We start from the raw sequence: 26,579 nt of genomic DNA, 5'->3' as shown, positions 1-26,579 counted from the left end.
ATGCAGTCTTTTTATAAATCTCTTTAATCCGCTTTAATAAGTAGCCATTTATTTAGACTGATGATATCAAATATAACAATTACCCTATTCTTAGTATTCGCACACTTTATAATTGTGAGACTTAAACTAAGGAGCATTTAACCAATGAAGATTGATGAAATCATATCTTTATGCTGCAAGCAAGATGCTAAAACATGGTCTTCTGCGAACAAAGCTATTATTAAATTCATTCCTGCAAAACGTTATACCCTGATCGTTCCTGATACTGAATTAGAGTTGTTTAAAAAAATTACTAGCCAGAGATTTCAAATCCTGCCTGAATCCCAGTATTCAAAATATTTTGAAGAATCGCTTTTTAGATATCTCCCAAAAAATGAGCACTCGAATTCTCGTTGGTATTTGCAGCAATTCATTAAACTGGAGATACTCAATCAACTTGAAGATAATAAAATAGCAGTTTTATGGGATGGTGACACAATCCCACTGGAACCAATCAATTTCATAGATCACTCTGGAATGTTGCAATATTTTATTGGAACTGAAAATCACCCCCCTTATTTTGAAACAATAGATAGGTTGTTAGGGATCCAAAAACAATTGCCACATTCCTTTATTTCCCAAAATTTTCCAATTAAGTCACAATGGTTTCAAGAATTTAAAACTACCATTGAACTACGTTTTGACAAATCCTGGATAGAGGCAATCATAAACTCGATTAATTTCTCGCAAAACAATGCGTTTAGTGAGTATGAATCCTTAGGAAGCTTTATTGCAAAGAATCACCGTGATGAAATTAACTTTTTACAAGATCCTTGGCAGCGTCTAGGTAATTCGCTAATAGGAGATGTCAGTCTATTAAACTCATCAACCGCAGTGCAAAAGCTTGCGCCATATAAATATGTTAGCTTTGAAAAATGGGATAGGGCTAAACCCGTTTTTTTTAAAGTGACGATACCAATTTTTAACGATCAGGTTATCAAGCCTATTCTCGCCAAACTTCTGAATATTAGGAATATCCGCACTATATATATAAAGTTTTTGCAAAGTATGGGGACGCTTAAAATAGATGCTGGCGTGGGGATATTTTCTTGCTGTACCGTGCGACTTGAAAGTATTTTGGCTTTCTTTAATCAACACCATACTACGCCTAAGATAGTTGATAGCTCAACTCAATTTTCCTACTACAAAGAAAATATAAATGAAAATATTAGCAAGGATTTATTTGCGCAACGAGAAGATGTAACAATTCAGTGGGATGGACAACCCATTAAAATAACTCAGTCTTCTGATGAGCAGCAATTCTCTAATTATCATAATATTTGCTTTGCGACCATAGCCCCGTTCATTAAAAAATACTTTAGTCCCAGTAAACTGATCACCAATACTGTAGAGCAACTTGAAGCGTCCTCTAAGATTGATTATGAAAATACTTGCGTCATTCGTTACCGAGGCACCGATAAAGAGGCTGAGACAGTTCAGCCAAGTTTTGATCAAATTTTAGAAAAAGCTCTATTCATTCAAGCAAAGCATCCATCGATACGATTTGCGATTCAAACCGATGACCAAGAATTTCGTAATTTCATCTATCGCTCTCTTGGCGATTGCTGTTTTGTAGTTGAAACTGCTGCCTGGGAGGGCTGGTCTGGCAATAAAGACTATATTGATTTTTATAGTTGCATTTTCATGCTGTCTCAATGCAAGTACATTATTACCACTTCAGGCAATGGTGAGCTTTGGATGATGCTCTTTCGGGGGCATTCAAATGGGGTATATCAATTTTTACAGCCTAAAGAGTTTGTTTATGGGAAGGCCAATCCTTCCTATAAATCGAATCAGAAATACTTTTGGTTAGAATCCTAAAATACTATTGTCATCATTTAATTGATCACTCTTAATTCTCAATAAGGAATTGAAAAGGCTTGTGGTTAACAGCTGTTTCAATTGCGGAAAAGAAAGAGAAATTACGATCAACATACTCAGCAATCTCCCTTCTGTTATTAGATATAGTTACGTAGGCATCAGAATTAATAAACTTTTGCAATTTATCTAACTCATCATCCTCAAAGCTTGGCAAGAAATAAAACCAGTCTGAAGGCAAGATCTTAAACACCTTATCGCTTCCATAATAAATCGGCATACAGCCACAAATTAAGGCGTCATAAATCTTTTCACTAACCCACCACTCTTCTTCTGGGGAATTTTCTAAAATCAAGTTGTACTTATATTTTTTCATCAGCTTATATTTATAAGTACAAGTCCCTTTATAGTTTTTAATAGACACAGCTGCTCTAGAAATACGACCATACAGATCAAGCTTTATTCCTTTTTCTATAATCTTCTCGATACCTCTTTTTTTATTATCATTCCCAGCTATTCCGGATAAAGCTGATGTAATCGTAAAAATTGATTTTTTTCTATCTGATCCATCAATTTTTTCTAGATCCTCAATCGTTGCTGAATGCAAAAAAGGATCAAAAAGTATTGTTCGAATAAATTTAAATGGACCTGTAGGCGTTAAAAAATAAGCAGGGTCAGGGTGGTGACTTATGATGGTTACCCGATTCTTTTCAAAAAAATCCTTACTTAGCTTACTAAAGTGAACCTTGGTATATATCTCTGGCTCTCCATAAAAGATATAAATATCCTTATTTTCAAGATTTAAGCTTTCGTCGACATTTGTCTGAAAGATGATTGCATCTGCCTCTTCTGGACTGCTCACTAATTTGTATTCAAAAGATTTACGAATGGATGCTAAATAAAGCCAGTGATAATCATATTTATGGATATAGACTTTTGGACTGTTAGCAAGCGGGATTTGCTCTAACTCATAACGCTTGTTTAGCGCTTTCTTATATCGATCCAACTGCCAGTCACTAAACTTCCCTTTCCACCGGGAGCCCTCTCTGGTAATAAAATATTTTAAATTGAAATTTTTATCGGCTAAGAACATATTCAATTACCAAAATTAATTGCAAGCATGGCAAGGTATCAATCTCTCAAAAGCAGGCGATACCATTCAATCACCGCCTTTAAACCCACATCAAAAGATACAAAGTTGTCTTTAGGAAAATCCCCGAGCAAACGGTCAAGCGACAAGGAAACATCCTCAGGAGCGCCAGCCAATCCAGCACTAGACTGTGGAATTGATAAGGGTACAGAAATACATTCACTAATAAGCTGAGCCATCTGTGCAATACTCGTTCTAGATTTTCCTGAAAGGTTATAGATATTGCTTTTACCTTTGAGTAAAATTTTGAACATAAATTCAACAGCATCAGTAATATAAATATAGGTACGCAAGGAAACGCCGCTATCCATCAATGCAATTTTTTGATCAATTAAGCCTTTTTTGATCACTTCATTCATTACCCTACGATCGTCAAGCCGGACCCCTGGTCCGTAAGCAAGGGCTAAACGTATAGATTTAGCATCAAATCCTTGCTTGTGATAGGCATTGACTATTGCTTCGCCGCAGCGCTTACCTTCAATATAACAAGCGCGCGGATGATCTGTATTCGTTTGACCAACTATCGACTCTTTATAGGGCGTTTCTTTAGACCCGCTATAGATCTCACTAGTACTAATGAAGATAAAACTACCGTCTTTGGCTAATTTCTTCAATAAAGAATTGGTTACTGCAGTATTCATTGTGATCGTCGAAATTTCATTTTCGAGAAACTTTTGGGGTTGCCCATAACCTGCAGCATGAATAATATAGTCTAGGTCATTTGGCAACTCTGCTATTAGGCTAGGATCACAAATATCACCTTTACACCATGTCACATTGAGATTTTTTGCAATCTCACGCAAACAATCTGATGGCTCATTTCTAACAAAAAGATAGATTTGCTTAGGCTCTATACCTTTAGCTTGCGCATTTGAAAGCCCGGCCAACATGTATTGACCCACTAAACCCGAAGCCCCAGTAATCACAATCGAAGCTTTATCAAACGGTGCTAGGTCTATGGCCTCATTGATTTTTTTAGCATCACTCTGAACAAAAACGGATTGGTCGCTCATAATAAATCTAACCTAAAAATTGGTGAATGGTTTTTCTCATAGACTCAGCATCTAGACCATGATGTGTATCGTGCTCTTTTGCGGTTCCATAGTTGGTAGAAAATACGGTAGGTACTCCGATCGTCTTGATTGCAATTTTTTCACCCTCAAGCACTTGCAGAATATTCACAGCAAGGCCGCCTTCAGAGTAATAAGGCTCACAAACCACTATTCGCCCTGTAGGGTTTGGAAGATGCTTCAAAACTTCGCCATCAAAAGGGGCAATGCTGGTGTAGTAAACAATGCTGACATCTAAACCAGCGCAAGCTTGCATCACTTTGGATAGCATTGGGCCTACAGCAATGACAAGACCAGCATTACCCTCCTGAACTACATTCGCTTGACCGAGCCTGACATCATGGCTTTGCTCGTTTTGCACCTCACTTAAGCGGAAATACTTGGGTCCGCCTTTTCTAAAGCCTTCTTTAAATAAGACATCAAACTCAGTGGCAGTACCCGGACAAATAATTGACATATTAGGAATCAACTTCAAGACGCCAATATCTGCGGGGCAATGATGTGTGCACCCCAAGCCTGCGTAGTCATAAGAAGCCCCAACACTGACAAAACTACCATTGAGATTTTGATAGCCAAAATCGACTTTTAGCTGCTCATAGGCTCTTTCCACAATAAATGGTGCAATCGTATGAAAAACTGGGATCAAATCATTCATCGCCATTCCTGCAGCTAGGCCAATGGTTGCCTGCTCTAAGATGCCAATGTTATAAGCCCTATCTGCATGGTTTTGAAGGAGATGTCTAAAGCCATGAACCCCAATATCGCCTAGTAACAATACCGCTTGAGGATCTTCGGTAATCAGATCCGTCATCGTTTTGACAAATTGAGCGCGCATATTCATCTTAGGCATGAATCTCTCCCAATAACAAAGCAAGCTCTTGCTCATTGGGGGTTTTATGATGCCACTCTGGATTATTTTCCATAGTTTTAATGCCGTATCCTTTAATTGTATTAGCGACTATACAAAACGGCTTTGAACTACTGCGACTAGAGAAATGAGTAAAGGCGGCAAGGATTTGTTGATGGTCGTGACCATCTACCTCTATCGTCTCCCAGCCAAACGCACTAAATTTATCAGCTACTGAATCAATCGATAAGGCACGATCAGTAGTGTGATTGTGATCCACTATGCAGCATAGGTTGTTAAGCTCATGCTCTGCTGCCAAGAGACTTGATTCCCAAATGCTGCCTTCATTGCATTCACCGTCACCAACGAGCACATAGGCAGAACCGCTTAGATGGCTAATCTTCTTCGAGAGTGCAACTCCTACAGCGATAGGCATACCGTGCCCAAGGGATCCGGTCGAGGCTTCCACAAAGGGAACTTTATTGCGGTCTGGGTGACCACCTAAAATCGAGCCAAAACTTGCAAAATCCGAAAGTGCGCCATCTTCAATAAGACCCTTATGCGCCAAAACAGAATAAAGTCCAATTGAAGCGTGCCCTTTACTCATGATAAAAACATCGCGATTGTGATCAAAAGGTCGCAGCTTAAGCACCGAATCATACAAACACCACAGCAGGTCTAAGATCGACAAAGCACTGGGAATATGCCCCTCCTTTGCCTGAGTGGAAATAAGCACAATTTTTTCTCGAATTTGCTTTAAATTTTTTATTGGACTCATACAAATCATTAAGATAATTAAGGAATATTTCGGCCAGAGGCAACCTAGCCTCTAAGTGCTAATGCAAAAAAAGATAGCTTAAAAGTGTACCGGTTGCCTTAAGACTAATCTAATGGGCGCTTAGCCTTTACCAAAAAAGCTTTCATTAACTGCGCTAAGCGCTCCATCCTTGAATCATCAACAAATTGGTTATTACCAATATAGAAAGCATTTTCATGAATGAAATCAGCATTCTTAAAATTGGTAGGATCGTAGTATTGATTTAGAAACGGTTGTCTGAGCAAATTACCACTAATGAGCGGTCGAGACTCAATACCCTCCTTCATCATGCACTCTTGAAATAACGGCTTTTTCTTGACATCTTTAAAGAAGAATGGCAAAACAAAAGAGGAGTAGCCCGGCATTGGTTTTATTACATGCAACTGATCCTCGTAGTTCTTGCAAATATCTAAATAGCTACGATAGTTCTTATTACGAATGTCAATGTAACCATTCATTTTTGGTAACTGCGACAAGCCTAGTACAGCATGCAATTCTGTATTGCGGACATTAAACCCGTCGGACAAAAAGAGGAAATTAAAGTCAATTTCTGGGTACTTTTTCTTAATATCAGCATGAAAACGTTCTGGCAATTCACGCGCTAAGCCATGAGAACGTTTGAGTAAAAGCAGTTTATAAAACTCTTCATCGTTGGTACAGATCATGCCACCTTCTACTGTAGTCATATGATGACCCCAATAAAAACTAAATGACCCTGCCAACCCAAAGTTACCCACTTTTTTACCATCAATAGTGGCGCCCTGAGATTCGCAACAGTCCTCGAGAAGCACGATATTGCGATCACCAATAATTTGTTGCATTTTTTTGATATCAGCTGGAAATCCTAATAGATGAGCTACAAAAATAGCCCGAGTCTTATCTGTGATCGCAGCGGCTAGCTTGTCATAATCAAACGAAAGATCACTTAAATTCGCATCCACAAACACTGGTTTGTACTTTGACTGCATTACTGGAGTGATGGTAGTTGGCCAAGTTACCGCTGGCACAATGACTTCTGCATCAGCAGCCCAGTGATACATCTCACTTGCTGCAGCAATCATGATGAGGTTAGCGGAGCTACCAGAATTCACGTAAACACAGTACTGACAACCCTGCCATTGCGCATAAGCTGCTTCAAACTTGGCAACATTAGTAAATTGCGTAAAGCGCTTGGTGGTTTTTATAAAATCCGTTAAGTCATTCAAATCATGGTCAGTTAAGACATTTTCTTGTAGTTTCCAAAACACAGCACACCTCACTTATTCAATTTAATTTAGTAAATACAAAGACGCAAAGCGCCTTCACTTAGATTCTTTTTGGTCTATATTTACAACAAAATCTGAATAAGCATTTTTGATGCCCTCTTCCAAGTCAGTATTTGGCTTCCAACCTAAGCCAAACAACCTTTGCGAATTCATAAACTTGCGAGGCGCACCATCAGGCTTAGAGCCATCAAAGACAATCCCCCCTTGATACCCAATAACCTTAACAATAATATCAACCAATTCTTTAATTGTTACATCGCTACCATAGCCAACGTTTAAAAAATTACGGGTAGTAGTAGTGTATTTTTCATAAATATCTTTTTCTAACTCCATCACAAAAATACTAGCGCCAGCCATATCGTTAACGTACATAAACTCACGTCTAGGAGTTCCAGTTCCCCAAATTGTTACATTAAGGTCTCCATTTACTTTTGCCTCGTGGACTCTACGAATTAATGCGGGGATCACATGACTATTTAAAGGATGGTAGTTATCCCCTGGGCCATATAAGTTTGTTGGCATGATTGAGCGGTAATCCACACCGTACTCTTTGCCATACTGCCTGCTATAACTCTCACACAACTTTAATCCAGCTATTTTAGAAACCGCATAAGGTTCATTTGTCTCTTCAAGTCTGCTAGACAATAATGCCTCTTCGCTCATGGGCTGCTCAGCTAATTTTGGATAGATACAACTAGACCCTAAAAAAAGGAGTTTTTTGACGCCTGAAACAAATGCCTGATGGATCACATTGGCTTCAATAATGAGGTTCTGGTAAATGAATTCCGCTGGAAAAGTGCTATTGGCATAAATTCCACCCACTTTAGCAGCGGCAACATAAACTTGATCAGGCTTCTCGGTGGCAAAAAAATTAGCGACTGCTGCCTGATTGGTGAGATCTAACTCAGATCTAGATCGGGTAATGATGTTCTGATAGCCGCGTTCTTTCAGGCCGCGAACAATTGCAGAACCCGCCATGCCTCTGTGACCAGCTACATAAATTTTTTGCTTTAGATTCTTGTCCATGGCGATTAAATTAATTCTCCTTGCCAATAGATGTTTCGTAACCATGCTTTCTTAATAAGGCATGTTGGCAAGCTTGCGTAAAATCATTTTGAACCATCTCCGCAATCATCTCATCTAGAGTAATTTGCGGCGTCCAACCTAATTTTTCCTTGGCTTTTGTAGGATCTCCAAGCAAGGTTTCTACCTCTGTTGGGCGGTAGTAAAGTGGATCAATACGAACGATCACGTCTCCGATCTTAATACCCGGCGCCTTATCGCCACCAATAGCCTCAACAATGGCAATCTCTTGCTCTGCCTTACCCTCAAAACGAAGCGTGATGCCTAACTGCTGCGCACTTTTAGCAATAAATTCTCGAACGGTATATTGCACTCCAGTGGCAATTACAAAATCATCAGGCTTATCTTGCTGCAACATAAGCCACTGCATCCGCACATAGTCCTTTGCATGACCCCAATCTCTCAATGCATCGATATTGCCCATATATAAGCACGCCTCTAACCCTTGAGCAATATTCGCAAGTCCACGAGTGACCTTGCGCGTGACAAATGTCTCGCCACGGCGCTTGGACTCATGATTAAACAATATCCCATTGCAGGCGTAGATTCCATAAGCCTCACGATAGTTAATTGTAATCCAGTAGGCGTATAGCTTAGCAACAGCATAAGGGCTGCGCGGATAAAAAGGGGTGGTTTCCTTTTGTGGAATCTCTTGCACAAGACCATACAGCTCTGAAGTAGATGCTTGGTAAAAACGGGTCTTTTTCTCAAACCCTAAGATGCGGATAGCCTCTAAGATGCGCAAGGTACCGATTGCATCCACATCGGCCGTATATTCGGGAGCCTCAAAAGAAACCGCCACATGGCTTTGAGCGCCGAGATTATAGATTTCATCTGGTTGTGTTTGCTGAATGATTCTTGTCAAATTGCTCGAATCAGTTAAATCTCCGTAATGCAATACAAAATTACGATGATCAATATGAGGGTCTTGATATAAATGATCAACGCGCTCAGTATTAAATGATGAGGCGCGCCGCTTAATACCATGGACTACATAGCCCTTTTCAAGCAAAAACTCTGCCAAATACGAACCGTCTTGACCGGTAATTCCAGTAATCAGCGCTACTTTTTTTCCAGCGTCCATAAAGAGGTATTTTCTAGTAATGAATTAATAACAGTATATTGGACAACGCCCGAATTAAGTGCCGGAGCGGCCGTATACATCCTCAAAGCGGACAATATCGTCCTCGCCAAGGTAATCGCCAGACTGGACCTCAATAATCTCCAAGGGCTCAGACCCTAAGTTTTCCAAGCGATGAACCCGCCCTTTGGGGATATAGGTGCTCTCATTTTCTTTAAGAGTAATAACTTCCTTGCCATTAGTAATCTGCGCGACACCTTTAACGATAATCCAATGCTCAGCGCGATGGTGGTGCATTTGAAGAGATAAGCTAGCACCCGGCTTTACCTGAATCCGCTTGACCTTAAAGCGCTCTCCTTGGTCAATACTGTCATACCAACCCCAGGGCCTCGCCACTTTTCGATGAAGATTTTTTTCTTCCCGCTTTTGTTGATCTAATTGGGCGACGATATTTTTAACATCTTGACTCTTCGATCTGTCCGCAACCAATACCGCATCTGCAGTTTCTACAATCACCAGATTTTGTACTCCAACTGCGCTCACTAAACGATTACTGGCATAAACTAAAGAATCACTAACATCGCTTAATAGCGTATCGCCCACGCTAACGTTATTGTGTTGGTCTTTTTTACCGGCCTGCCATACAGCATCCCAAGCACCTAAATCACTCCATCCTGCCTCAAGCTCAATCATGTCAACTTGAAACTTGGAGTCTGGGCACTTTTCAATGACTGCATAGTCAATGGATTCGCTTGGTATTGCATTAAACCCCTCTTTATGAGGCCTAATAAAAGTACTGTCACCAGATTTCTCTTGTGTGATCTCGCTCATAGCTTTCTTGGCTGCAGTTAAGATGTCTGGTCTAAATTCATTCAAAGCTTTTAACCAAGTGCTAGCTCTTAAAACGAAAATGCCAGCATTCCAATAGTAATTGCCGCTAGCTAGATACGTTTGTGCTGTTGTAAAGTCTGGTTTTTCAACAAACTCGTTGACAATAAATGCCTGGCCATCACGAAGACTTTTACCGCATTTAATGTAACCAAAACCCGTTTCTGGGCGGATAGGTTTGATTCCTAGAATTGCAATTGTCTTGCTCTCTTGATCTACCTTTACTGCTTCAATACAAGCTTGAATTGCGTCTATAAAAGCAGGGTCGTTTTCAACAAACTGATCAGCAGGATTGACTACCAATATAGGATCTTCCTCGTCCACCAAAGCAAAGAGTGCCGCAGCAGTGAGTGCCGGAGCAGTATTTCTACCAGAAGGCTCTAGCAATAAGTTTACTTTTACATCAGTCAACCCTTGAAGCTGATCAAGCGCCAAAAAACGATGCTCTTCGTTAATCACCACTATTGCTGGGCTTGAAACACCATCAAACTTAGCCTGCGCAATCTTATTTGCTCGCAGCAAGGACTCTTGAAATAGGCTTGCCTGAGAATCACATCCTGACAATGATAAAAACTGCTTCGGAAATCCCGCTCTTGATAAGGGCCAAAGCCGCGTTCCAGAGCCGCCACATAAAATCACAGGGACTATTCTAGTCATCAAGAGATCCTCTAAATTTCTGCCAATTCCAGCTACTTTTACAGATGTCAGTTAAATCTCGTTTAGCAGACCAATCCATTAAAGATTTCGCCTTATTTGCGCTGGCAAAGTAAATGGGTAAATCCCCCGCCCTTCTTGCAACAACCTCAGTGGGAATCGTACCTTGAGATGCTACCTCAAATTCGTGAATTAACTCCAGAACGCTCACAGGGATTCCGGTGCCCAAATTAAAAATCTCACAACCAGAATGTTGAGTCAGGTAATTGAGTGCTGCAAGATGACCCTCCGCTAAATCCATTACATGAATATAATCACGCTCACCTGTGCCATCACGTGTGTCATAGTCATCGCCAAAAATGTTTAAATGAGGTAACGCTCCAGCGGCAACGCGCATGATGTAAGGCATGAGGTTATTAGGTGTTCCTCGAGGATCCTCGCCAATCATTCCTGAAACATGGGCCCCCACTGGATTAAAGTATCTTAGCAAGGCGATTCTCCAGGAGTAGTCACTTTTAGCCACATCTTGCAAAATCTCCTCGACTTGTAGTTTGGTTCTACCGTAGGGATTGATTGGGTTTAAGGGGTGCACCTCATCGTAAGGCAAGTATTGGGGCTTTCCATATACCGTAGCACTACTGCTAAACACAATAGTCCTGACATTTGTCTTTTTCATCGCTTCGAGCAAACTAATAGATCCAGCCACATTATTGTCAAAGTAACTCAGTGGCTCTTGGGCTGATTCACCAACCGCCTTTAGACCTGCAAAATGAACTACTGCCTCAGTCTTAAATTTTTTCAGGGTATTGATTAAAAGATCTGTATCACGAACATCCCCTTCGATACAAACAAGGGTTTGGTTGGTAATCTGATTAATGCGTGCAGATACACTTTGATTACTATTGCAAAAATTATCCAGCAGGACGACAGAATGGCCTGCATTAGCCAGCACCACTGCAGTATGGCTACCGATATACCCCGTTCCACCAGTTAAAAGAATATTCAAGTGCTAGTTTTCGTATTTGATGAAATATGTTGCGGGGTCCGTTTCATGAAGTCCCGTAAATAGTAATTTTATAACCTTACGCCCCATCTGAGTATTTATTAAAATTGGTCATGGCCTGATTTAGCGCCTATATTGAGGTCTTAAACTACTAAAAAGTGCAGTAGAAAACATGAATGGCGTGTATACCCCCAAACTTAGCAACTCAGTAACTGAGTCCTCCAAGTCTATTCGCAAAGAAAATGTTGGCAAACACCATAACTACGAGATTAAGCACTGAATTATCTCTGTAGCAGCCTCAAAAATTAAATAATCATATATCAGCTTTTGATGCTATTTTGGGCGGTTTGGATAGCTTTTTCCGGTTAAATTACTATAGGCAGCCCCAACTAAAATCAGCAAAAACGAATCTACCAATACTGGGAAAATGTCATAAATTAAAAATAAAAACCTGATCCAAAACAACCATAAGGGCAACTGCAGCCGCAGGGAGACGCATGCAACCCAAGATAAACATTCCCAAAATTGACAACATCGCCCCCTCAGGCATTACCAATAAGGAGTCATCAGACACTCGTCCGCACCCCCAAGCCTACCTAGATATTGGCAATCATAAGCACAAACCATAAAGCAATAAAAGCTCCAAAAATTGTCCGAAATCCATCATGCCAAAATGCTAATGGCTGATCTCCTGCAAAATAAAAGTTGGCCGTCTTAAGTAATGTCCCATTATTTTTTTCATATTGACTAGGTTTCTACTTGCGAGTTAGCGCTACTTCACAAGGGCGTTAAGGAAATCATGATTTAAGCCCTTAACGATATATCTAGCAGCCGCTGGAGTGATGTGATCCTCATCAAGCGTAGTCAGTGCATTTTCCGCTCCAGGCATTCTATTTAGACAACCGCGTTCATTACAAAGACGGTCGTATGCAGAATAATAATCACCGCCATGCGCTATAACCAGCTTCTTTAAATCTGCGTCTAAGACCTTCATTGGAATAAAGCAGCCATCTTCATTACACATTTGGGCGCTAGCTGAATAATAATATCCAAACTTGGCTTGATTGAGACTTTGAAAAGCTTTTTCCGACTCCTTAATGCCATTTTTCAGATTAAATTGTTCTAGAGCTTTTGGAAACAGCAAGCCTTGCTCTTTAAATGCCTTACGCAACCCATTAAGATCATTGATTTTCATGACCAATAAATTTTGTGCTACGCCCTCAAAACTATATTTGGGTGGTAACTCTTTATGATTCTTCCAGTACCTGTAGACCATTCTGGGCAAATCATCAGTCCATCTTGGGGTCGGTCCAATCACTAAAACAGCAATATTAGCAGCATGTAGTTTCTCAAGGGTGGCCTTTAATAAAGGGAGGTAATGGGGATGCCATGCTTTGTAAATTACCACTAAATTTGGTTTTATCCGAAATATCTCTTTAAGTGCTAATTCATTTGCATTCTGGCAGAAGGAGCCTTGCTCATCAGTCGGCAGTAAACCCCCACAACCAGCGGCAGTAAATTGGGTCACACCCACTTTAACATTTTGTCGCTCTAATTCACTAAACCCTGGATAAATAGAGCCCCCATGTGAATCACCCCATAAAACCAATTTAAAGGGTCTATCGTCATGAATGCATACTTTAGAAAAATTGGTGACATCGTCACCCTTGTCCATTAAGAAGCATGTGCGCTGTCTTTGCTCTGCCACCTTATCGAAAGTATAGCTTGAAATCTGTTTGATAAAAAACTTGTGGCGAAACTCAATACCCTTGCGATCAAAACAGTTATAGCCCAAGTAACCTACCAGAATCATCAAAATGACTAAAGCGACATTTTTCTGCGTACGAAATCTTGTATTAAAGCGGATGGGCTTTTCAACAAACTGATAAGTGAGCCATGAGAGCGCAATCGCTACCAACACCAAAATAGCACGATTGAACAATGGCAAGGTTCCGCCTTCCTGAACACGCGCTAAAGCTAATAAAGGCCAATGCCAGAGATAAAGTGGAAAACTAATTAGGCCAATCCACACCATTACCCGCAAACTCAAAATATGGCGATTGCACCATGCCCCTGGTCCAGCGGCAATGAGTAGGATTGCGCCAATGGTTGGCAAAAGAGCCCACCAACCTGGAAAGAGACTTTTTTGATTTAAAGCGAAGATTCCAAGAATGATTAGGCCAAGCCCCAGTACTGAGGCAATATTTTTTTGCGCACTAGTGACACGATTGACCGCCTGGGAATGCAAAGTCCAATACGCTAGCAAGGAACCGAAGAGAAGCTCCCAAAAACGTGTGATTGGGGAGTAAAAAGTAGCGACAGGATTTGAGCTGATAAATGTGACGTTGAGTACGAAGGACACAACTGTTATCAGCAATATTGCTGGCAATACTTTTTTGGGCCAACGACTGATCCAGCAAATGAACAAGGGCCAAAAAATATAGAACTGCTCTTCAATTCCAAGTGACCACAAATGCAGTAAAGGCTTTACTTCGGCAGCCTTATCAAAATAACCGCTCTCATTCCACAGCACTAAATTAGATACAAACCCAGCCCCACCAGCAATATGCTTTCCTAGCTGAGCAAAATCATCGGCTAATAAATTGAGCCAACCAAATGCATAAGAAGCAATGAGCACGAAAAAAAGTGCTGGGAAAATTCGATTAATCCGTCTGACGTAAAACTCTTTGTAACTAAAACGCTGCTGAGCAAGATTCTCAAAAATGATGGTAGAAATTAAATAACCAGAAATTACAAAAAAGATATCTACGCCCACAAACCCGCCTGAGAGCCATTCAGGAAACGCATGAAAAATAAGAACACTTAATACTGCAATAGCTCGCAAGCCATCAATATCGGGACGATATTTAGGATGCAGAAGGTGATTAGTGGAAGCGCTCAAACAAACTTTTTGAATAATCTTAAATGCATTGCAGAATAAATGAAAAGGGGCTTTAAGCCAATAAAAAAGCCGCTAAGTTCATTGAACAAAGCGGCTTTTTCAAAGTAGCTTTCTATAGGTAACCATCAAACCTGAGGTAAAGAACTTAATTTAAGCCTTTTTAGCATAAGCAGAGCACCAACCCTTACCAGCAACTTGCTTACCTGCAAACAACGAGCAAGCACCAGCAGCTGCATCAGCCTTACCTTGAAATAAAGCACAGCTACTGCACTGTTGACCCGCAGCATATTTCGCAAACTTTGCTTTATCTACTTTAGAGGCATCGGCTTTGTAACCCAAAGCAGCGGCTTGTGGATCGGTTTCTGCTACCATTGCTTGAGCTTGAACAGTACCGTTCAATGCCAATGTACAAGCACCAGCAGCAGACAAAATCATAAATTGGCGACGACTATTTTTCATGGGTTCTCCAAAAGTAAAACGATCAGCGATAAGAATCTATAAAACTGTTGGGATCATAATGGAGATAAATTGAGCTTGCTAGATAAGGTGTAAGTTACTGATTTATAAACAAATATAGATGAGAATTGTTCTCACCAAATAAAGGGGCTGGGACTGAGATTACAGCCAGCCTTTTAAGTTCATACAGCCTTGCCATTGTTTGACGTGAACCCCAGATCCAAGCTCAGGATAATCTTCCTTGCACTCTCTCCAATCCTTTTGAAAAGTTGTCCGATTATTCTTTGCAGGATCTTGATTTGTTTCAGGTATTACTGCGCAAGAGAGCAAACAAAGCAAAACTGCGAGCGAGGGCAGAAAAGTTTTCCACATTTTTAATACATTATTTCCGATCAATCAGTGCCAAAAACTCACGACGTAGATTGGAGTCTTTTAAAAAAGAGCCGCGCATCACGCTGTTAATCATCTTGGAGTCGCGATCTTTGACACCACGCCATTGCATGCAAAAGTGATCTGCTTCCATGACAACCGCAACGCCAATTGGCTTAATCTTTCTCTCAAGAATATCTGCCAACTCGACAACCGCCTCTTCCTGAATTTGTGGCCTACACATAACCCACTCAGTTAACCTTGAGTACTTAGACAAGCCAATTAATGCCGATTCTTTACTTGGTAAAACTCCAATCCAAATGCGACCCATGATTGGGCAAAGGTGGTGTGAGCATGCACTGCGAACTGTTATCGGCCCAATAATCATGAGTTCATTAAGGCGACTCACATTAGGAAACTTGGTCAAAGTCGGTTGATCAACATAGCGGCCATTAAAAACTTCTTGCACATACATCTTCGCCACTCGACGGCTAGTGTTTCTGGTGTTGTGGTCATTCCGAGTATCAATAACCAAGCTTTCTAGAACGGCTTGCATCTTTTCAGACACCTCATCAACCAGCGCATCTAATTCACCAGGTTTAATAAAAGCAGCAATATTGTCATTAGCATGAAAGCGCGCCTTCTGCGCCTCGATACGGCGTCGAATGACTACAGAGAGAGGTAGCCCAGCATCCTCTTTTTTGTTTATGACTTTCTTTACTGAAACTTTAGGGGGTAGAGATTTCTTTGTAGTCGTCTTAGTCGGTGCTGCGTTGAATATTTTTTTAGCTGTCATAGTGGTAGCGTTCTATTTAGATTTGGCAAAAGATAGCAATAACGCAAATCAGACCAAGCAACCAAACAATTGATCTAGCGGTAGGCCAATTAGCGATATAACAAATGAGGTAAGCAATACGAGTAATGAGAAAACCAATAGCAAGAAAATCAATTTTTGACTGAGCTACATTTTCAATATGGGCGATGATAACTGCCGCAAAAAAGAATGGTAAAGACTCAAAAAGATTTACTTGGGCGGCATTTGCCCTTGCTCTAAAACCAGTTTGTTTAGCCAACCATTGTCTTGGCATGCTGTTGTCGTACTCCTCAAAGCCTTTCTTGGCAATGCCCGCAGCAATATAAGGAAGCAAGCCCATAAATAGAACACAGGCGTAAGCGATTGTCATAGTGATTTTTCTTATCTAATGGGCGGTTTTAGCTTTTAGTCTTTTTAGAACCAAGACGACTTTCAGTGCCATTGAGTAAATTCTGAATATTGCTACGATGACGCCAAATCAATAACGAACAAACAGCTAAGAGTGCAATCCCCATGGGCTGAAAGCCAAACAGAAAAACAAAATAGATGGGGCCAAATACTGCGGCAGCCAGAGCAGCCAAAGAGGAATAACGCAAAAACACTGCCACAATAATCCAAGTGCTTAGGGTGGCAAGACCAAGAATATCATTCACACCAAACAAAATACCGCATGCAGTGGCAACGCCCTTGCCTCCCTTAAAACCATGAAATACCGGGAACAAGTGGCCTAAAAATACGGCGAGCACTACACCACATAAAACCCAAGAACTAAGTGATGCAGTGAGAGACTGATCCCCTAATAAAACTCGAGCAAGCATGACTGCAAAATAACCCTTGAGAGCATCACCCAAAAAAGTGAGCGCTGCGGCCAATTTATTCCCTGTACGCAGCACATTTGTTGCCCCAGGATTACCTGAGCCATAGGAGTGAGGATCAGGCAAGTTCATGCACTGACTCACCACTACTGCAAATGAAATCGAGCCAATCAGATAGGCAAGTGGAATCAGCAAAATATCTAGAGTGAAAATCATATCGTCATCTTAAACACTTTTAGCATTCCATTCATGTGCCACGTGGATGATGCTGTTGATGAATTGATTTAAGCCGCTCTCTGGCGACGTGAGTGTAGATCTGCGTGGTAGATATGTCTGCATGGCCCAAGAGCAACTGAACTACCCTTAAATCAGCACCATGATTTAGTAAATGGGTTGCAAAAGCATGCCGAAGAGTATGGGGAGATAGCGCTACGGGAATATTAGCTAATGTGGCGTAACGTTTAATGAGTGCCCAGAAAGCCTGTCTTGTGAGACCTGAGCCAGTATGGCGCCCCACAAATACTGCATCCGTTGTTTTCCCTTCTAGAAGCAGCGTGCGGGCATCAGCAAGATATCGCCTCAACCACTGTCCTGCTTCACCGCCAAATGGCACCAAGCGCTCTTTGCCCCCTTTGCCGTTAACGACTCGCACTACGCCCTCATTTAAGCCTAGGGCTACCGTTTTCAGAGAAACAATCTCTGAAACACGCAGGCCACTGGCATACATTAACTCAAGCATCGTACGATCACGTAAACCTAAGGGAGTTTCAACATCCGGAGCACCAAGTAGAGCGGTGACCTGAGCTTCACTTAAGGTCTTTGGAAAGCGTAAGGCCTGCTTAGCTGCGCGCAATCCAATACATGGATCGCTCTTGACTAAGTTGATGCGTAAGGCGTGACGATAAAAACGTTTGAAAACCGTAAGTCGTCGATTGGCGGTAGTTGCCTTGTCTGCTCTACGATGCGCTATGTAGGCAGTGAGATCTTTTTCTTGAACCGAGTATAAATCAGCGCCAGATTGCTGATACAGCCATTGCGCTAATAGCAACAAATCCCTTCTATAAGCAGACAGACTGTTCTTTGCCAGACCATCCTCTAGCCAGCAAGCATCACAAAAGCGCTCGATCGCCTCTTCGCTTGCTGGGTGTATTTGACCTTTAGGGGTCATAGTAGATGAGATTTTTTGGCAAAAAGAAAGGGGCATCTCCCGATTACTTAGTAGCCTCTTCCAACTTTTCAGCTAGCCAAACTTTCATCAGGGACTGATAAGGCACATCCAACTTATTTGCCTGTAATTTAATATTCTCTAGAACGCTCTGGGATAGGCGCAAAGAAATTGAGGCCGTTGAAGGCTTAAGATTTGGCATCGTCACTTTTGTTGCCTTGGACAGATCAAAATAATCTGAGGCATCATTTTTTTCCCAAAAAGCACGCTCTTCTTTTTCGTTCTTGAATTTAGGAATAATCTTATTAGGCTTTTTCATAAAACGCCCTTTCTTTTTTGCTCATTGGTCTTGCAGAAACCACTCTAATTAAGGTTCCCTTTTTACGCAAAGTAAACACTACAGATAACGACACTTTTGCGCCAGTGACTCCAAGTGCAAGATATCGCCGCTCTTCCTCGCTATGCTTTTCATCACCCAAAATTAATAAAGGCTGATTAAAAAATATTTCTTCAGCTTCAACCTGAGTAACTCCATGCTTATCTTGGCTCTTATAGGCATTTCCTGCATCCCACTGAAACCCCGCTATTTGATGAAGATCTATCATTGAATGTATATTATCATAATATACATTAACTTAACTAGCAAATGGTCTTTAGAGGCTCGCCAGCCTAGCGTTAGTCACGGAAATTATTAAAGCCCAATGGCGCTTCGGTCACGTCTTTTTTAAGTAGAGCCATTGTTGCTTGCAGATCATCTCGCTTTGCACCAGTAACACGAACCGCATCACCCTGAATACTCGCTTGCACTTTGATTTTGCTATCTTTAATAATGCGGACTACTTTTTTAGCAAGCTCTGAAATGATGCCTTTTTGAATCTTCATGGTTTGCTTACGCTTATCGCTACCAATAGTCTCTTTTTTATCATCTTTCAGATAACGCACATCTACATTGCGCTTAGCCATCTTGCCAAAGAGCACATCCCGTACTTGACCCAATTTAAAGTCATCATCACCAAATAAGATGAGAGTTTCATCTTTTTGCTCTACGCGACTATCAGAACCCTTAAAGTCAAAGCGATTGCTAATCTCTTTATTGGATTGCTCAATCGCATTTTTCAGCTCAACCATGTCTGGTTCGCAAACCACGTCAAATGAAGGCATTTTTTACTCCCTATTTATTCAATTACGTAAGATATTTAATTATCTGCGCACTTAGCAAACATTCGAATAAGATTGTGTCATGAACTCTGACCAAAATACGTCCGCCAGTCCAAAATTGACTCTAAACCTCAGTCTTAAGGATCGGAATACCTTTGGGTTTGATGCCTGCGCAGAACTGGCCTACGAAATTACCGCTGCAGATCAAATTCCAGGGGTAATGAATGAAATTGCCGAGAAGCAATTGACTTGGCGAGTGCTCGGCGGGGGTAGTAACGTCATCCTACCCAAGGTTCTACCTGGCGCAACCTTACTCATGAATATCACCGGTCAGCAGATAACTACTGCTGATGCCAGCTCAACTTTAATAGCCGTTGGCGGCGGAGTGAACTGGCATGAATTCGTTGCCTGGACCTTAGAAGAAGGTTTGCCAGGGCTAGAAAACTTAGCCCTTATTCCCGGCACAGTTGGCGCCGCTCCCATTCAGAATATTGGTGCTTATGGTGTTGAGATTGGCGAGTACATTAATTCTGTGGAAGTCTTTGATGTCAAAACCAAAGACTTTGTCACTCTTACGAAAGAAGCATGTCACTTTGCTTATCGCGATAGCTACTTCAAACAAAATCCGCAACGCTTTATTGTGACAAAGGTCGTTTTTAGAATCCCTAGGCAATGGCAAGCACGTATTCATTATGCCGATTTGGCAAAGCAATTTTCTGGACAATCTTCACCAAGCCCAGAAGAAATCTTCTTAGCTGTTTGCAAGATCCGTACCCTAAAGCTCCCAGACCCAAAAGTCATCGGCAACGCTGGTAGCTTCTTTCAAAACCCGATTGTTCCTAGCGAGCAATACGAGACTTTGCGTCAGAAACATCCAGGCTTAGTTTCCTATCCTGATGCTACGGGTAAGCGCAAATTAGCTGCTGGCTGGCTCATTGATCAATGTGGCTTTAAAGGGCAGCGCATGGGCAATGCGGGCGTGTATGAAAAGCAAGCCTTGGTACTAGTGAATCATGGCAATGGCATAGCGCAAGATATTTTGAGGCTTGCAAAATGCATTCAAGATAAAGTTCAAAAAGAGTTTGGTGTGAGTCTCGATATTGAGCCCAATATCCTTTAATTCTTGTATGAGTTCTATTTAATCTTTCAGAGAAGATACTTTTTCAAACTGTACTGCTGCTGTGCCCTCGGCTAAACGTATTTCATATTCGGTTGCAGTGTGGAGATCTCCTGGCTTGCGGGCTACGTGAAGATCTTCATTGACATTCAGGATAACGGCATAACCACGCTCTAAAGTTCTTTGCGGATTCAGCATTTCTAACTGGGATTGATAGTGCATTTGATTACGTTTCCAGTTTTCCATGCGCACAGCCCAGGCTTGATGCAGGCGCTGTTGCCAACCTGTCATTTGCTCTCGCATCCTATCTGGATTTGGTAAGGCGTGACTTAATCTTAATGCTAATTGATCCAGTGTTTGTGCCTCACGCTCTACCCGTTGATTGATGCGCTGTAACAAGGCTTGCCTAATGGCATCGAGCTCTTGCAGCATTTGATCTTTGCGTGGAGCTGCTAGCTCTGCAGCTCCGGTCGGGGTTGGTGCACGTAGGGCAGCTACAAAGTCTGCGATCGTGAAATCCGTTTCATGCCCAACACCACTCACTACTGGAATGGAGGAGCCCGCTATTGCATACGCTAACTGTTCATCATTAAACGCCCAGAGGTCTTCAATGCTACCTCCGCCGCGCACTAATAAGATTACATCTACTGCCTGTTCTTTCTCTGCAGCCTTGAGTGCAGCAATGATTCCTGCAGGCGCATCCGAGCCTTGCACCAGGGTTGGGTAAATGACAATCGGAATATGCGGCGCGCGTCTTGCCAAGGTGCTTAGAACATCCTTTAATGCGGCTGCTTGTGGCGAAGTAATAATGCCAATGGCTCTTGGGTGTGTTGGGATCTCTCGTTTGCGATCCTCATCAAATAAACCTTCTTTTGCGAGTTTGGCTTTGAGCTTTAAAAATGCCTCATACAAACCGCCCATCCCAGCGCGCCGTAAAGTTTGGATCGTCAGCTGAATATCGCCTCTAGGAACATACATGCCTAAACTGGCGGTGACTTCCACCAAATCTCCCGATTGCGGCATAAATCCAACTTGGCCATTGCGGCCATGGAACATCACGCAGCGAATTTGACCTTCTTCATCCTTTAATGAAAAATACCAGTGCCCACTGTCATAGGCCTTAAAGTTCGAAATCTCCCCGCTAACCCAAACGGTATCGAAACGATCCTCTAAAGATTGAGCAATGGCGCGGTTTAGATCGCCGACAGACAGAATTTCCCTTGCTATTTCCGACATTTTTTCTCTTCGCTCCCCAAGCTATCTAGCCTAGACGGTAATAAATATCCACAGAAGCCCACTGGCTCTTGTTTAATGCGCATAAGTAAGTAATTACTGACCCAAAACGTCTCATAAATACAACATTTTAATGATAAGCATATGATTTATATGCTGAATTTATCCCGACTTCTCATAGTACTTTTAGGAGAACTACACCCAGCCGACGATCAATCAAGGACTTAGAGCAGCCCTACAAAAAAGTTTTGCACAGAGTTATCCACAGGCAAGCTTTCTGAAAGGGGCTTATTAATTCAGCTAAAGTACTGGTAATATGTACTCCATCTTACTATCCGCTGGCTGGCCTATTTGGCCTCTTTTAATCATTTCTATTATTGGCCTAGCCATTCTTATAGAACGGAGCTGGTATCTGCGCCAGGTTCATATTTTCCCAAAAGGGTGCTTAGAAACTGCTTTTACCCTTGCCAATCAGGTAGTTAGCCAAAAAACACTGGCGAGTGAGCAAATCACTCAGTTAGCCCAGCTATCCCCAGCAAGCCCATTGCTTGCCTGCGTTTTGCGCGAGAAATCTGCCGGTAGTAACACTCAATCAGCCTTAGAAGAACTGCAAGCGGTTGCACAGGCCACTTGGTTAAAGTTTGACCGCTATTTAGGAGCATTGGCAACAATCGCCACCATAGCCCCTTTATTAGGCTTATTTGGCACCGTAGTGGGCATGATTGAAATCTTTGGTAGTCAAGGCGCTATCAATGGTGCTGGCAGCCCCCAACAGCTTGCACATGGAATCTCCGTGGCGCTCTATAACACTGCATTTGGTTTATTGATTGCGATACCTGCACTGGCAGCCTGGCGAACATTGCGTGCAATCGCAAATCAACGTCAGCGTGAATGCGAAGAGTTCACACGCCAATTATTTAAAAAACTGTATCCAACAGAATCTGCGTAATGAGTTGGTTAGACACCTATTCAAAATCAGGAAAGCAATTTTCCCTAGGAACGATATCAGTTTCTACTGAGCCAGAAATTAATCTGATTCCCTTTATCGATGTGCTACTGGTGGTCCTGATCTTTCTCATGATCTCTACCACCTTCACGCGTTATCAAGAGTTGGCGATTACTTTACCAACTGCAAGCGGCAATGAAACTCAAGTGGAGAGCAAACAAATTCATATGGCAGTCAGCCGTGATGGCCGCTTTGCAATCAATGGCAAATTGACAGACCCATCTCAATTAAGCAATGTCTTGACGCAGTTAAGCACTGAATCCAATAAGCAAGCTAACAATAATCTGCAAATTAATATCGATGCAGATGCTAAAGCGCCTCATCAATCTGTCATGACGGCCCTAGAAGCAGCGCGTGACGCCAATCTGAGCAATATTGTTTTTAGTAGTCAGACAAAGAAGTAAGTAGAAGAAATTAGCGATGGCGTTATCTATTTTTCGTAATGCCCCCAAGTTTTGGGAGAGGCGCGGTCCAACTAGTCTTATGCTGTGGCCACTCTCTTGGCTATATGGCGGAATCTTACGCATTCGTAAGTTAATTCATGACTTAGATATTGGCAGGGCTGAACCTGCTCCAGTCCCCATCATCATTGTTGGCAATATTCGGATTGGGGGCACTGGCAAAACCCCCATCGTGATTGCATTAGCGCAGCAACTATCTCAACTCGGCTGGAAGCCTGGAATCATTAGTCGAGGTTATGGCTCATCTGTACAGACAATGCCACTGCAAGTGAAGAGTGACTCTGATCCTGCTGTAGTTGGTGATGAACCAGTCTTGATTGCAAACCGTACTGGCGACCAATTTCCGATCTGGGTTTTTCCCAAGCGCCAGCAAAGCATCAAAGCAATGCTAAAGCACTCCCCTGATGTAAATATCATTATTAGTGATGATGGTTTACAGCATCGCGGCTTGATTCGTTGGCCTGCACGTGAAGGTGGTCGCGATATAGAGCTCGTAGTACGTGATGATCGAGGTGAAGGCAATCGCTTTCTACTTCCCGCTGGTCCACTACGTGAACCAGCTACCCGTGAGCGTGATGCTACTTTATTTACTGGCACTCCCAAGAATCAAAAAAGTGGCATCCTTGATGAATACTTTTTGGGTCGTCGATGTTTCAATTTGGCCAGTCGCCTGGGCACAGCCTATCAACTCATTAATGTCTCGAATACCCAGTCGCTTGAGCAAATTGCTGAACAATTCTTATCAAAGAATATTACGGCACTTGCAGGCCTTGGTAACCCACAGCGATTTTTTGATGACTTAGTAAAGCATGGCTTCACCGGGAAATGCATTCCACTGCCAGACCATGCCACCTTCAGTCCAGACTTTTTCAGTGCCATCAAAACAGAATGCATTCTGATTACAGAGAAGGATGCGGTTAAATGTGCGGCTATCCAGGATGAGCGTATTTGGGTTGTACCGCTGTCGCTCCACCTGCCCGACAATCTTGTGGACTGGTTGCAATCCATTTTGCAAAGACCAGATCCTCGTCGATATACTTTATAAGCGCAGTAAGTGCATTAAGCGCTACACTCTTTTTTTATACCCCTCATTTAAATTATTATGGATAAACGCTTACTCAATATCTTGGTTTGCCCTTTGTGCAAAAGCCAACTGCATTTGGATATCGATAAACATGAGCTGATATGCAAAGCGGATTGCCTAGCCTATCCGATTCGTGATGATGTGCCAGTGATGTTGGTTGAAGAAGCACGCAGCTTAAACGCTGACGAAGTTCTCTAATTAAATCAGCATGAGTGACTCTAAAACTCCAGATTTTTTAGTCGTCATACCTGCAAGGTTAGGCTCTACTCGCTTACCGCGTAAACCACTTGCCGATATTGGCGGAAAACCTATGGTGGTACGAGTTGCGGAGCAGGCCAAAAAATCTTTGGCGCATAGCGTAGTAGTAGCGACTGATTCAACTGAAATTCAGGCGGCATGCAATGAGCATCATATCGAATGTTTATTGACTAGCTCAGACCACCCAACCGGGACTGATCGTCTTGCAGAGGTAGTGCAATTACTCAAACTTCCTAGTGATGCATTGGTAGTCAATGTTCAAGGTGATGAACCTCTCATACCGCCAGAGCTCATTAATCAAGTTGCGCAAAAATTGGCTGATCATACGGAATGTGCGATCTGCACTGTTGCTGTTCCAATTCATGATGTTGCTGAAATTCAAAATCCAAATGTCGTTAAAGTGGTTCTCAATCGCACTGGGGAAGCACTCTACTTTTCAAGAGCAGCCATTCCCTTTGTTCGAGATTCGCAGTTAGCGGGAACAACTAAACATTTGCGTCATTTGGGCATCTACGCCTACCGAGCTGATTTTTTACAAGCCTATACGCGCCTTGAGCCAGCGCCCCCAGAGCAAGCAGAGGCATTAGAGCAGCTTCGCGCCCTCTGGAATGGCTATCGAATTGCGGTTCATACTGCCACTGAGGCCCCACCAGCAGGCGTGGATACCCCTGAAGATCTAGAGCGAGTAAGAGTCCTCCTAGCTAAGGTATGAGAATTCGCAAGTAGATTGCTGCTTCTCGGGGATAATCCTAAGCATTAGATACAAAAGATCCCGACAAAATACGGGACAATTAAAGATACTCTAAGGGGAAAACAATGCGCTTAATTCTGCTCGGTGCACCTGGTGCCGGAAAAGGCACCCAAGCTCAGTTTATATGTGAAAAATTTGCAATTCCACAAATCTCTACTGGCGATATGTTGCGCGCTGCCGTAAAAGCCGGCACAGAGCTTGGGGTTGCTGCTAAAAAAATTATGGATGCCGGCGGCTTAGTTTCTGACGACATCATCATTGGCTTGGTGAAAGATCGCCTGACCCAGCCAGATTGCAGTAAAGGCTATTTATTTGATGGCTTCCCAAGAACTATTCCTCAAGCGCAAGCCATGAAAGATGCTGGTGTTCCAATCGATTACGTTTTAGAAATCGATGTTCCATTTAATGCCATCATTGATCGCATGAGCGGTCGTCGTGTCCATCCTGCTTCTGGTCGCACGTATCACATCAAATTCAACCCGCCAAAAGTTGCAGGTAAGGATGATGTGACTGGTGATGCACTGATACAGCGCGATGACGATAAAGAAGAAACGGTTCGCAAACGCTTGCAGGTTTATGACGACCAAACCCGTCCATTGGTTGATTACTACTCTTCATGGGCTGCGCAAGCTAGCTCAACAGACAAAGTCAAAGCGCCGGCTTATAGAAAAGTAAGTGGTACTGGCAATGTAGACGATATTACTGCTTCAATCTTTTTAGCATTGAAGTAAGTGATTCTGCTTAATAAATAGGACTGCAGTTCAGCCCTATTTATTTGAAATAAAAGAAGTCTAGAAGACTTATAGATCTTTACTTCAATTCTTTCAGGGCGCTTTCAAAAGACTCGATATCGGCAAAGCTTCGATAGACAGAGGCAAAGCGAATATAGGCCACTTTATCAAGACGCTTCAGCTCACGCATTACAAGCTCACCGACGCGCTCGCTAGGGATTTCTTTTTCACCCAGGCTGAGTAGCTTTTCTTCAATACGCGCAATCGATTCGTCAACTGAATCTGAGGATACTGGGCGCTTACGTAAGGCCAGCTTAATTGAGCTTACTAGCTTGTCATGACTGTACTCAACTCGGCTACCATTCTTTTTCACAATTGCGGGTAAGGCTAGCTCTACCCGTTCGTAAGTTGTAAAGCGCTTATCGCATTTGGCACAACGGCGGCGGCGGCGAATCGTATCGCCCTCATCAGATACCCGAGTATCTAGAACTTGGGTATCGTCGTTATGACAAAAGGGGCAGCGCAATGTGAACTCTTTTCTTTA

The 26,579-nt window shown here is 42.3% G+C and carries 29 protein-coding genes; 8 read left to right on the top strand and 21 right to left on the bottom strand.

Annotated elements, in window-relative coordinates:
• Positions 1-144 precede the first annotated feature (144 nt).
• Positions 145-1,860, top strand: coding sequence for a DUF6492 family protein (locus C2756_RS01570; protein ID WP_215319643.1), 1,716 nt, complete (start codon positions 145-147; stop codon positions 1,858-1,860).
• 31 nt (positions 1,861-1,891) lie between these two features.
• Here C2756_RS01570 and C2756_RS01565 read toward each other — a convergent pair whose 3' ends face one another.
• The 19 genes from C2756_RS01565 to C2756_RS01475 all read right to left on the bottom strand — a co-directional run bounded on the left by C2756_RS01565 (position 1,892) and on the right by C2756_RS01475 (position 19,397).
• A complete protein-coding gene (locus tag C2756_RS01565; RefSeq protein ID WP_215319642.1) occupies positions 1,892-2,950 on the bottom strand; it encodes a glycosyltransferase family 10 domain-containing protein in 1,059 nt (352 codons plus the stop codon).
• A 38-nt stretch (positions 2,951-2,988) separates the two neighbouring features.
• On the bottom strand, positions 2,989-4,020 hold the full coding sequence (locus C2756_RS01560; protein ID WP_215319641.1) for an NAD(P)-dependent oxidoreductase: 1,032 nt from the start codon (positions 4,018-4,020) through the stop codon (positions 2,989-2,991).
• Between the two features lie 7 nt (positions 4,021-4,027).
• Positions 4,028-4,927, bottom strand: coding sequence for a transketolase family protein (locus tag C2756_RS01555; RefSeq protein WP_215319640.1), 900 nt, complete (start codon positions 4,925-4,927; stop codon positions 4,028-4,030).
• On the bottom strand, positions 4,920-5,702 hold the full coding sequence (locus C2756_RS01550) for a transketolase (RefSeq protein WP_215319639.1): 783 nt from the start codon (positions 5,700-5,702) through the stop codon (positions 4,920-4,922). The genes C2756_RS01555 and C2756_RS01550 overlap by 8 nt, the downstream gene beginning before the upstream one ends.
• A 104-nt stretch (positions 5,703-5,806) precedes the next feature.
• Positions 5,807-6,988 (bottom strand): DegT/DnrJ/EryC1/StrS aminotransferase family protein, encoded by a 1,182-nt coding sequence (locus C2756_RS01545; RefSeq protein WP_215319638.1) that lies wholly within the window; start codon positions 6,986-6,988, stop codon positions 5,807-5,809.
• Between the two features lie 54 nt (positions 6,989-7,042).
• Positions 7,043-8,032, bottom strand: coding sequence for a GDP-L-fucose synthase (locus C2756_RS01540; protein WP_215319637.1), 990 nt, complete (start codon positions 8,030-8,032; stop codon positions 7,043-7,045).
• Between the two features lie 10 nt (positions 8,033-8,042).
• Positions 8,043-9,173, bottom strand: a complete 1,131-nt coding sequence (gene gmd, locus C2756_RS01535; protein WP_215319636.1) for a GDP-mannose 4,6-dehydratase — start codon at positions 9,171-9,173, stop codon at positions 8,043-8,045.
• Positions 9,174-9,227: 54 nt separating this feature from the next.
• Entirely contained in the window at positions 9,228-10,715 is a 1,488-nt protein-coding gene (locus C2756_RS01530; protein WP_215319635.1) for a mannose-1-phosphate guanylyltransferase/mannose-6-phosphate isomerase, read from the bottom strand.
• A complete protein-coding gene (gene galE, locus C2756_RS01525; protein ID WP_215319634.1) occupies positions 10,708-11,718 on the bottom strand; it encodes a UDP-glucose 4-epimerase GalE in 1,011 nt (336 codons plus the stop codon). The genes C2756_RS01530 and galE overlap by 8 nt, the downstream gene beginning before the upstream one ends.
• 427 nt (positions 11,719-12,145) lie before the next feature.
• Positions 12,146-12,289, bottom strand: a complete 144-nt coding sequence (locus C2756_RS01520; RefSeq protein WP_215319633.1) for a hypothetical protein — start codon at positions 12,287-12,289, stop codon at positions 12,146-12,148.
• Between the two features lie 198 nt (positions 12,290-12,487).
• Positions 12,488-14,617, bottom strand: coding sequence for an acyltransferase family protein (locus C2756_RS01515; RefSeq protein WP_251372089.1), 2,130 nt, complete (start codon positions 14,615-14,617; stop codon positions 12,488-12,490).
• Between the two features lie 150 nt (positions 14,618-14,767).
• On the bottom strand, positions 14,768-15,076 hold the full coding sequence (locus C2756_RS01510; RefSeq protein ID WP_215319632.1) for a high-potential iron-sulfur protein: 309 nt from the start codon (positions 15,074-15,076) through the stop codon (positions 14,768-14,770).
• A 379-nt stretch (positions 15,077-15,455) separates the two neighbouring features.
• The gene (folE, locus tag C2756_RS01505; RefSeq protein WP_215319631.1) at positions 15,456-16,238 is read right to left on the bottom strand and encodes a GTP cyclohydrolase I; all 783 of its coding nucleotides are present in this window, start codon (positions 16,236-16,238) and stop codon (positions 15,456-15,458) included.
• Between the two features lie 16 nt (positions 16,239-16,254).
• Positions 16,255-16,626 carry an MAPEG family protein gene (locus C2756_RS01500; RefSeq protein WP_215319630.1) on the bottom strand — a complete coding sequence of 124 codons (372 nt, stop codon included), beginning with the start codon at positions 16,624-16,626 and terminating at the stop codon, positions 16,255-16,257.
• A 28-nt stretch (positions 16,627-16,654) separates the two neighbouring features.
• Complete coding sequence (gene plsY, locus C2756_RS01495; RefSeq protein WP_215319629.1) at positions 16,655-17,287, bottom strand: glycerol-3-phosphate 1-O-acyltransferase PlsY; 633 nt, start codon at positions 17,285-17,287, stop codon at positions 16,655-16,657.
• A gap of 31 nt (positions 17,288-17,318) precedes the next feature.
• A complete protein-coding gene (gene xerD / locus C2756_RS01490) occupies positions 17,319-18,239 on the bottom strand; it encodes a site-specific tyrosine recombinase XerD (protein ID WP_215319628.1) in 921 nt (306 codons plus the stop codon).
• A gap of 43 nt (positions 18,240-18,282) precedes the next feature.
• A complete protein-coding gene (gene brnA, locus C2756_RS01485) occupies positions 18,283-18,555 on the bottom strand; it encodes a type II toxin-antitoxin system BrnA family antitoxin (protein WP_215296302.1) in 273 nt (90 codons plus the stop codon).
• The gene (locus C2756_RS01480; protein ID WP_215319627.1) at positions 18,542-18,841 is read right to left on the bottom strand and encodes a BrnT family toxin; all 300 of its coding nucleotides are present in this window, start codon (positions 18,839-18,841) and stop codon (positions 18,542-18,544) included. Before C2756_RS01480 ends, brnA begins: the two co-directional genes overlap by 14 nt.
• 70 nt (positions 18,842-18,911) lie before the next feature.
• Complete coding sequence (locus tag C2756_RS01475) at positions 18,912-19,397, bottom strand: YajQ family cyclic di-GMP-binding protein (RefSeq protein WP_215319626.1); 486 nt, start codon at positions 19,395-19,397, stop codon at positions 18,912-18,914.
• Positions 19,398-19,476: 79 nt separating this feature from the next.
• Here C2756_RS01475 and murB point away from each other — a divergent pair, with 79 nt between their 5' ends.
• The gene (gene murB / locus C2756_RS01470; RefSeq protein WP_215319625.1) at positions 19,477-20,514 is read left to right on the top strand and encodes a UDP-N-acetylmuramate dehydrogenase; all 1,038 of its coding nucleotides are present in this window, start codon (positions 19,477-19,479) and stop codon (positions 20,512-20,514) included.
• An 18-nt stretch (positions 20,515-20,532) separates the two neighbouring features.
• Here the strand turns inward: murB and xseA are convergent, their stop codons facing one another.
• Positions 20,533-21,747, bottom strand: coding sequence for an exodeoxyribonuclease VII large subunit (xseA, locus tag C2756_RS01465; RefSeq protein WP_215319624.1), 1,215 nt, complete (start codon positions 21,745-21,747; stop codon positions 20,533-20,535).
• A 313-nt stretch (positions 21,748-22,060) separates the two neighbouring features.
• Here xseA and C2756_RS01460 point away from each other — a divergent pair, with 313 nt between their 5' ends.
• From C2756_RS01460 to adk, 6 genes are all read left to right on the top strand, one after another.
• Positions 22,061-22,693 (top strand): MotA/TolQ/ExbB proton channel family protein, encoded by a 633-nt coding sequence (locus C2756_RS01460; protein WP_215319623.1) that lies wholly within the window; start codon positions 22,061-22,063, stop codon positions 22,691-22,693.
• Entirely contained in the window at positions 22,693-23,154 is a 462-nt protein-coding gene (locus C2756_RS01455) for a biopolymer transporter ExbD (RefSeq protein ID WP_215319622.1), read from the top strand. Before C2756_RS01460 ends, C2756_RS01455 begins: the two co-directional genes overlap by 1 nt.
• A gap of 16 nt (positions 23,155-23,170) precedes the next feature.
• A complete protein-coding gene (lpxK, locus tag C2756_RS01450) occupies positions 23,171-24,256 on the top strand; it encodes a tetraacyldisaccharide 4'-kinase (protein ID WP_215319621.1) in 1,086 nt (361 codons plus the stop codon).
• A gap of 57 nt (positions 24,257-24,313) precedes the next feature.
• The gene (locus C2756_RS01445; RefSeq protein ID WP_215319620.1) at positions 24,314-24,493 is read left to right on the top strand and encodes a Trm112 family protein; all 180 of its coding nucleotides are present in this window, start codon (positions 24,314-24,316) and stop codon (positions 24,491-24,493) included.
• Positions 24,494-24,503: 10 nt separating this feature from the next.
• A complete protein-coding gene (gene kdsB / locus C2756_RS01440; RefSeq protein WP_215319619.1) occupies positions 24,504-25,265 on the top strand; it encodes a 3-deoxy-manno-octulosonate cytidylyltransferase in 762 nt (253 codons plus the stop codon).
• A gap of 104 nt (positions 25,266-25,369) precedes the next feature.
• Positions 25,370-26,035 (top strand): adenylate kinase, encoded by a 666-nt coding sequence (gene adk, locus C2756_RS01435; protein WP_215319618.1) that lies wholly within the window; start codon positions 25,370-25,372, stop codon positions 26,033-26,035.
• Between the two features lie 79 nt (positions 26,036-26,114).
• Here the strand turns inward: adk and nrdR are convergent, their stop codons facing one another.
• Positions 26,115-26,561 carry a transcriptional regulator NrdR gene (nrdR, locus tag C2756_RS01430; protein ID WP_215293634.1) on the bottom strand — a complete coding sequence of 149 codons (447 nt, stop codon included), beginning with the start codon at positions 26,559-26,561 and terminating at the stop codon, positions 26,115-26,117.
• Positions 26,562-26,579: the final 18 nt, after the last annotated feature.

Origin of the sequence: Polynucleobacter sp. UB-Siik-W21, assembly GCF_018687415.1 — a bacterium.
GTDB lineage: Bacteria > Pseudomonadota > Gammaproteobacteria > Burkholderiales > Burkholderiaceae > Polynucleobacter.
The sequence above is the reverse complement of the archived record's forward strand: the minus strand, read 5'-3'. Positions and strand labels throughout refer to the sequence as shown.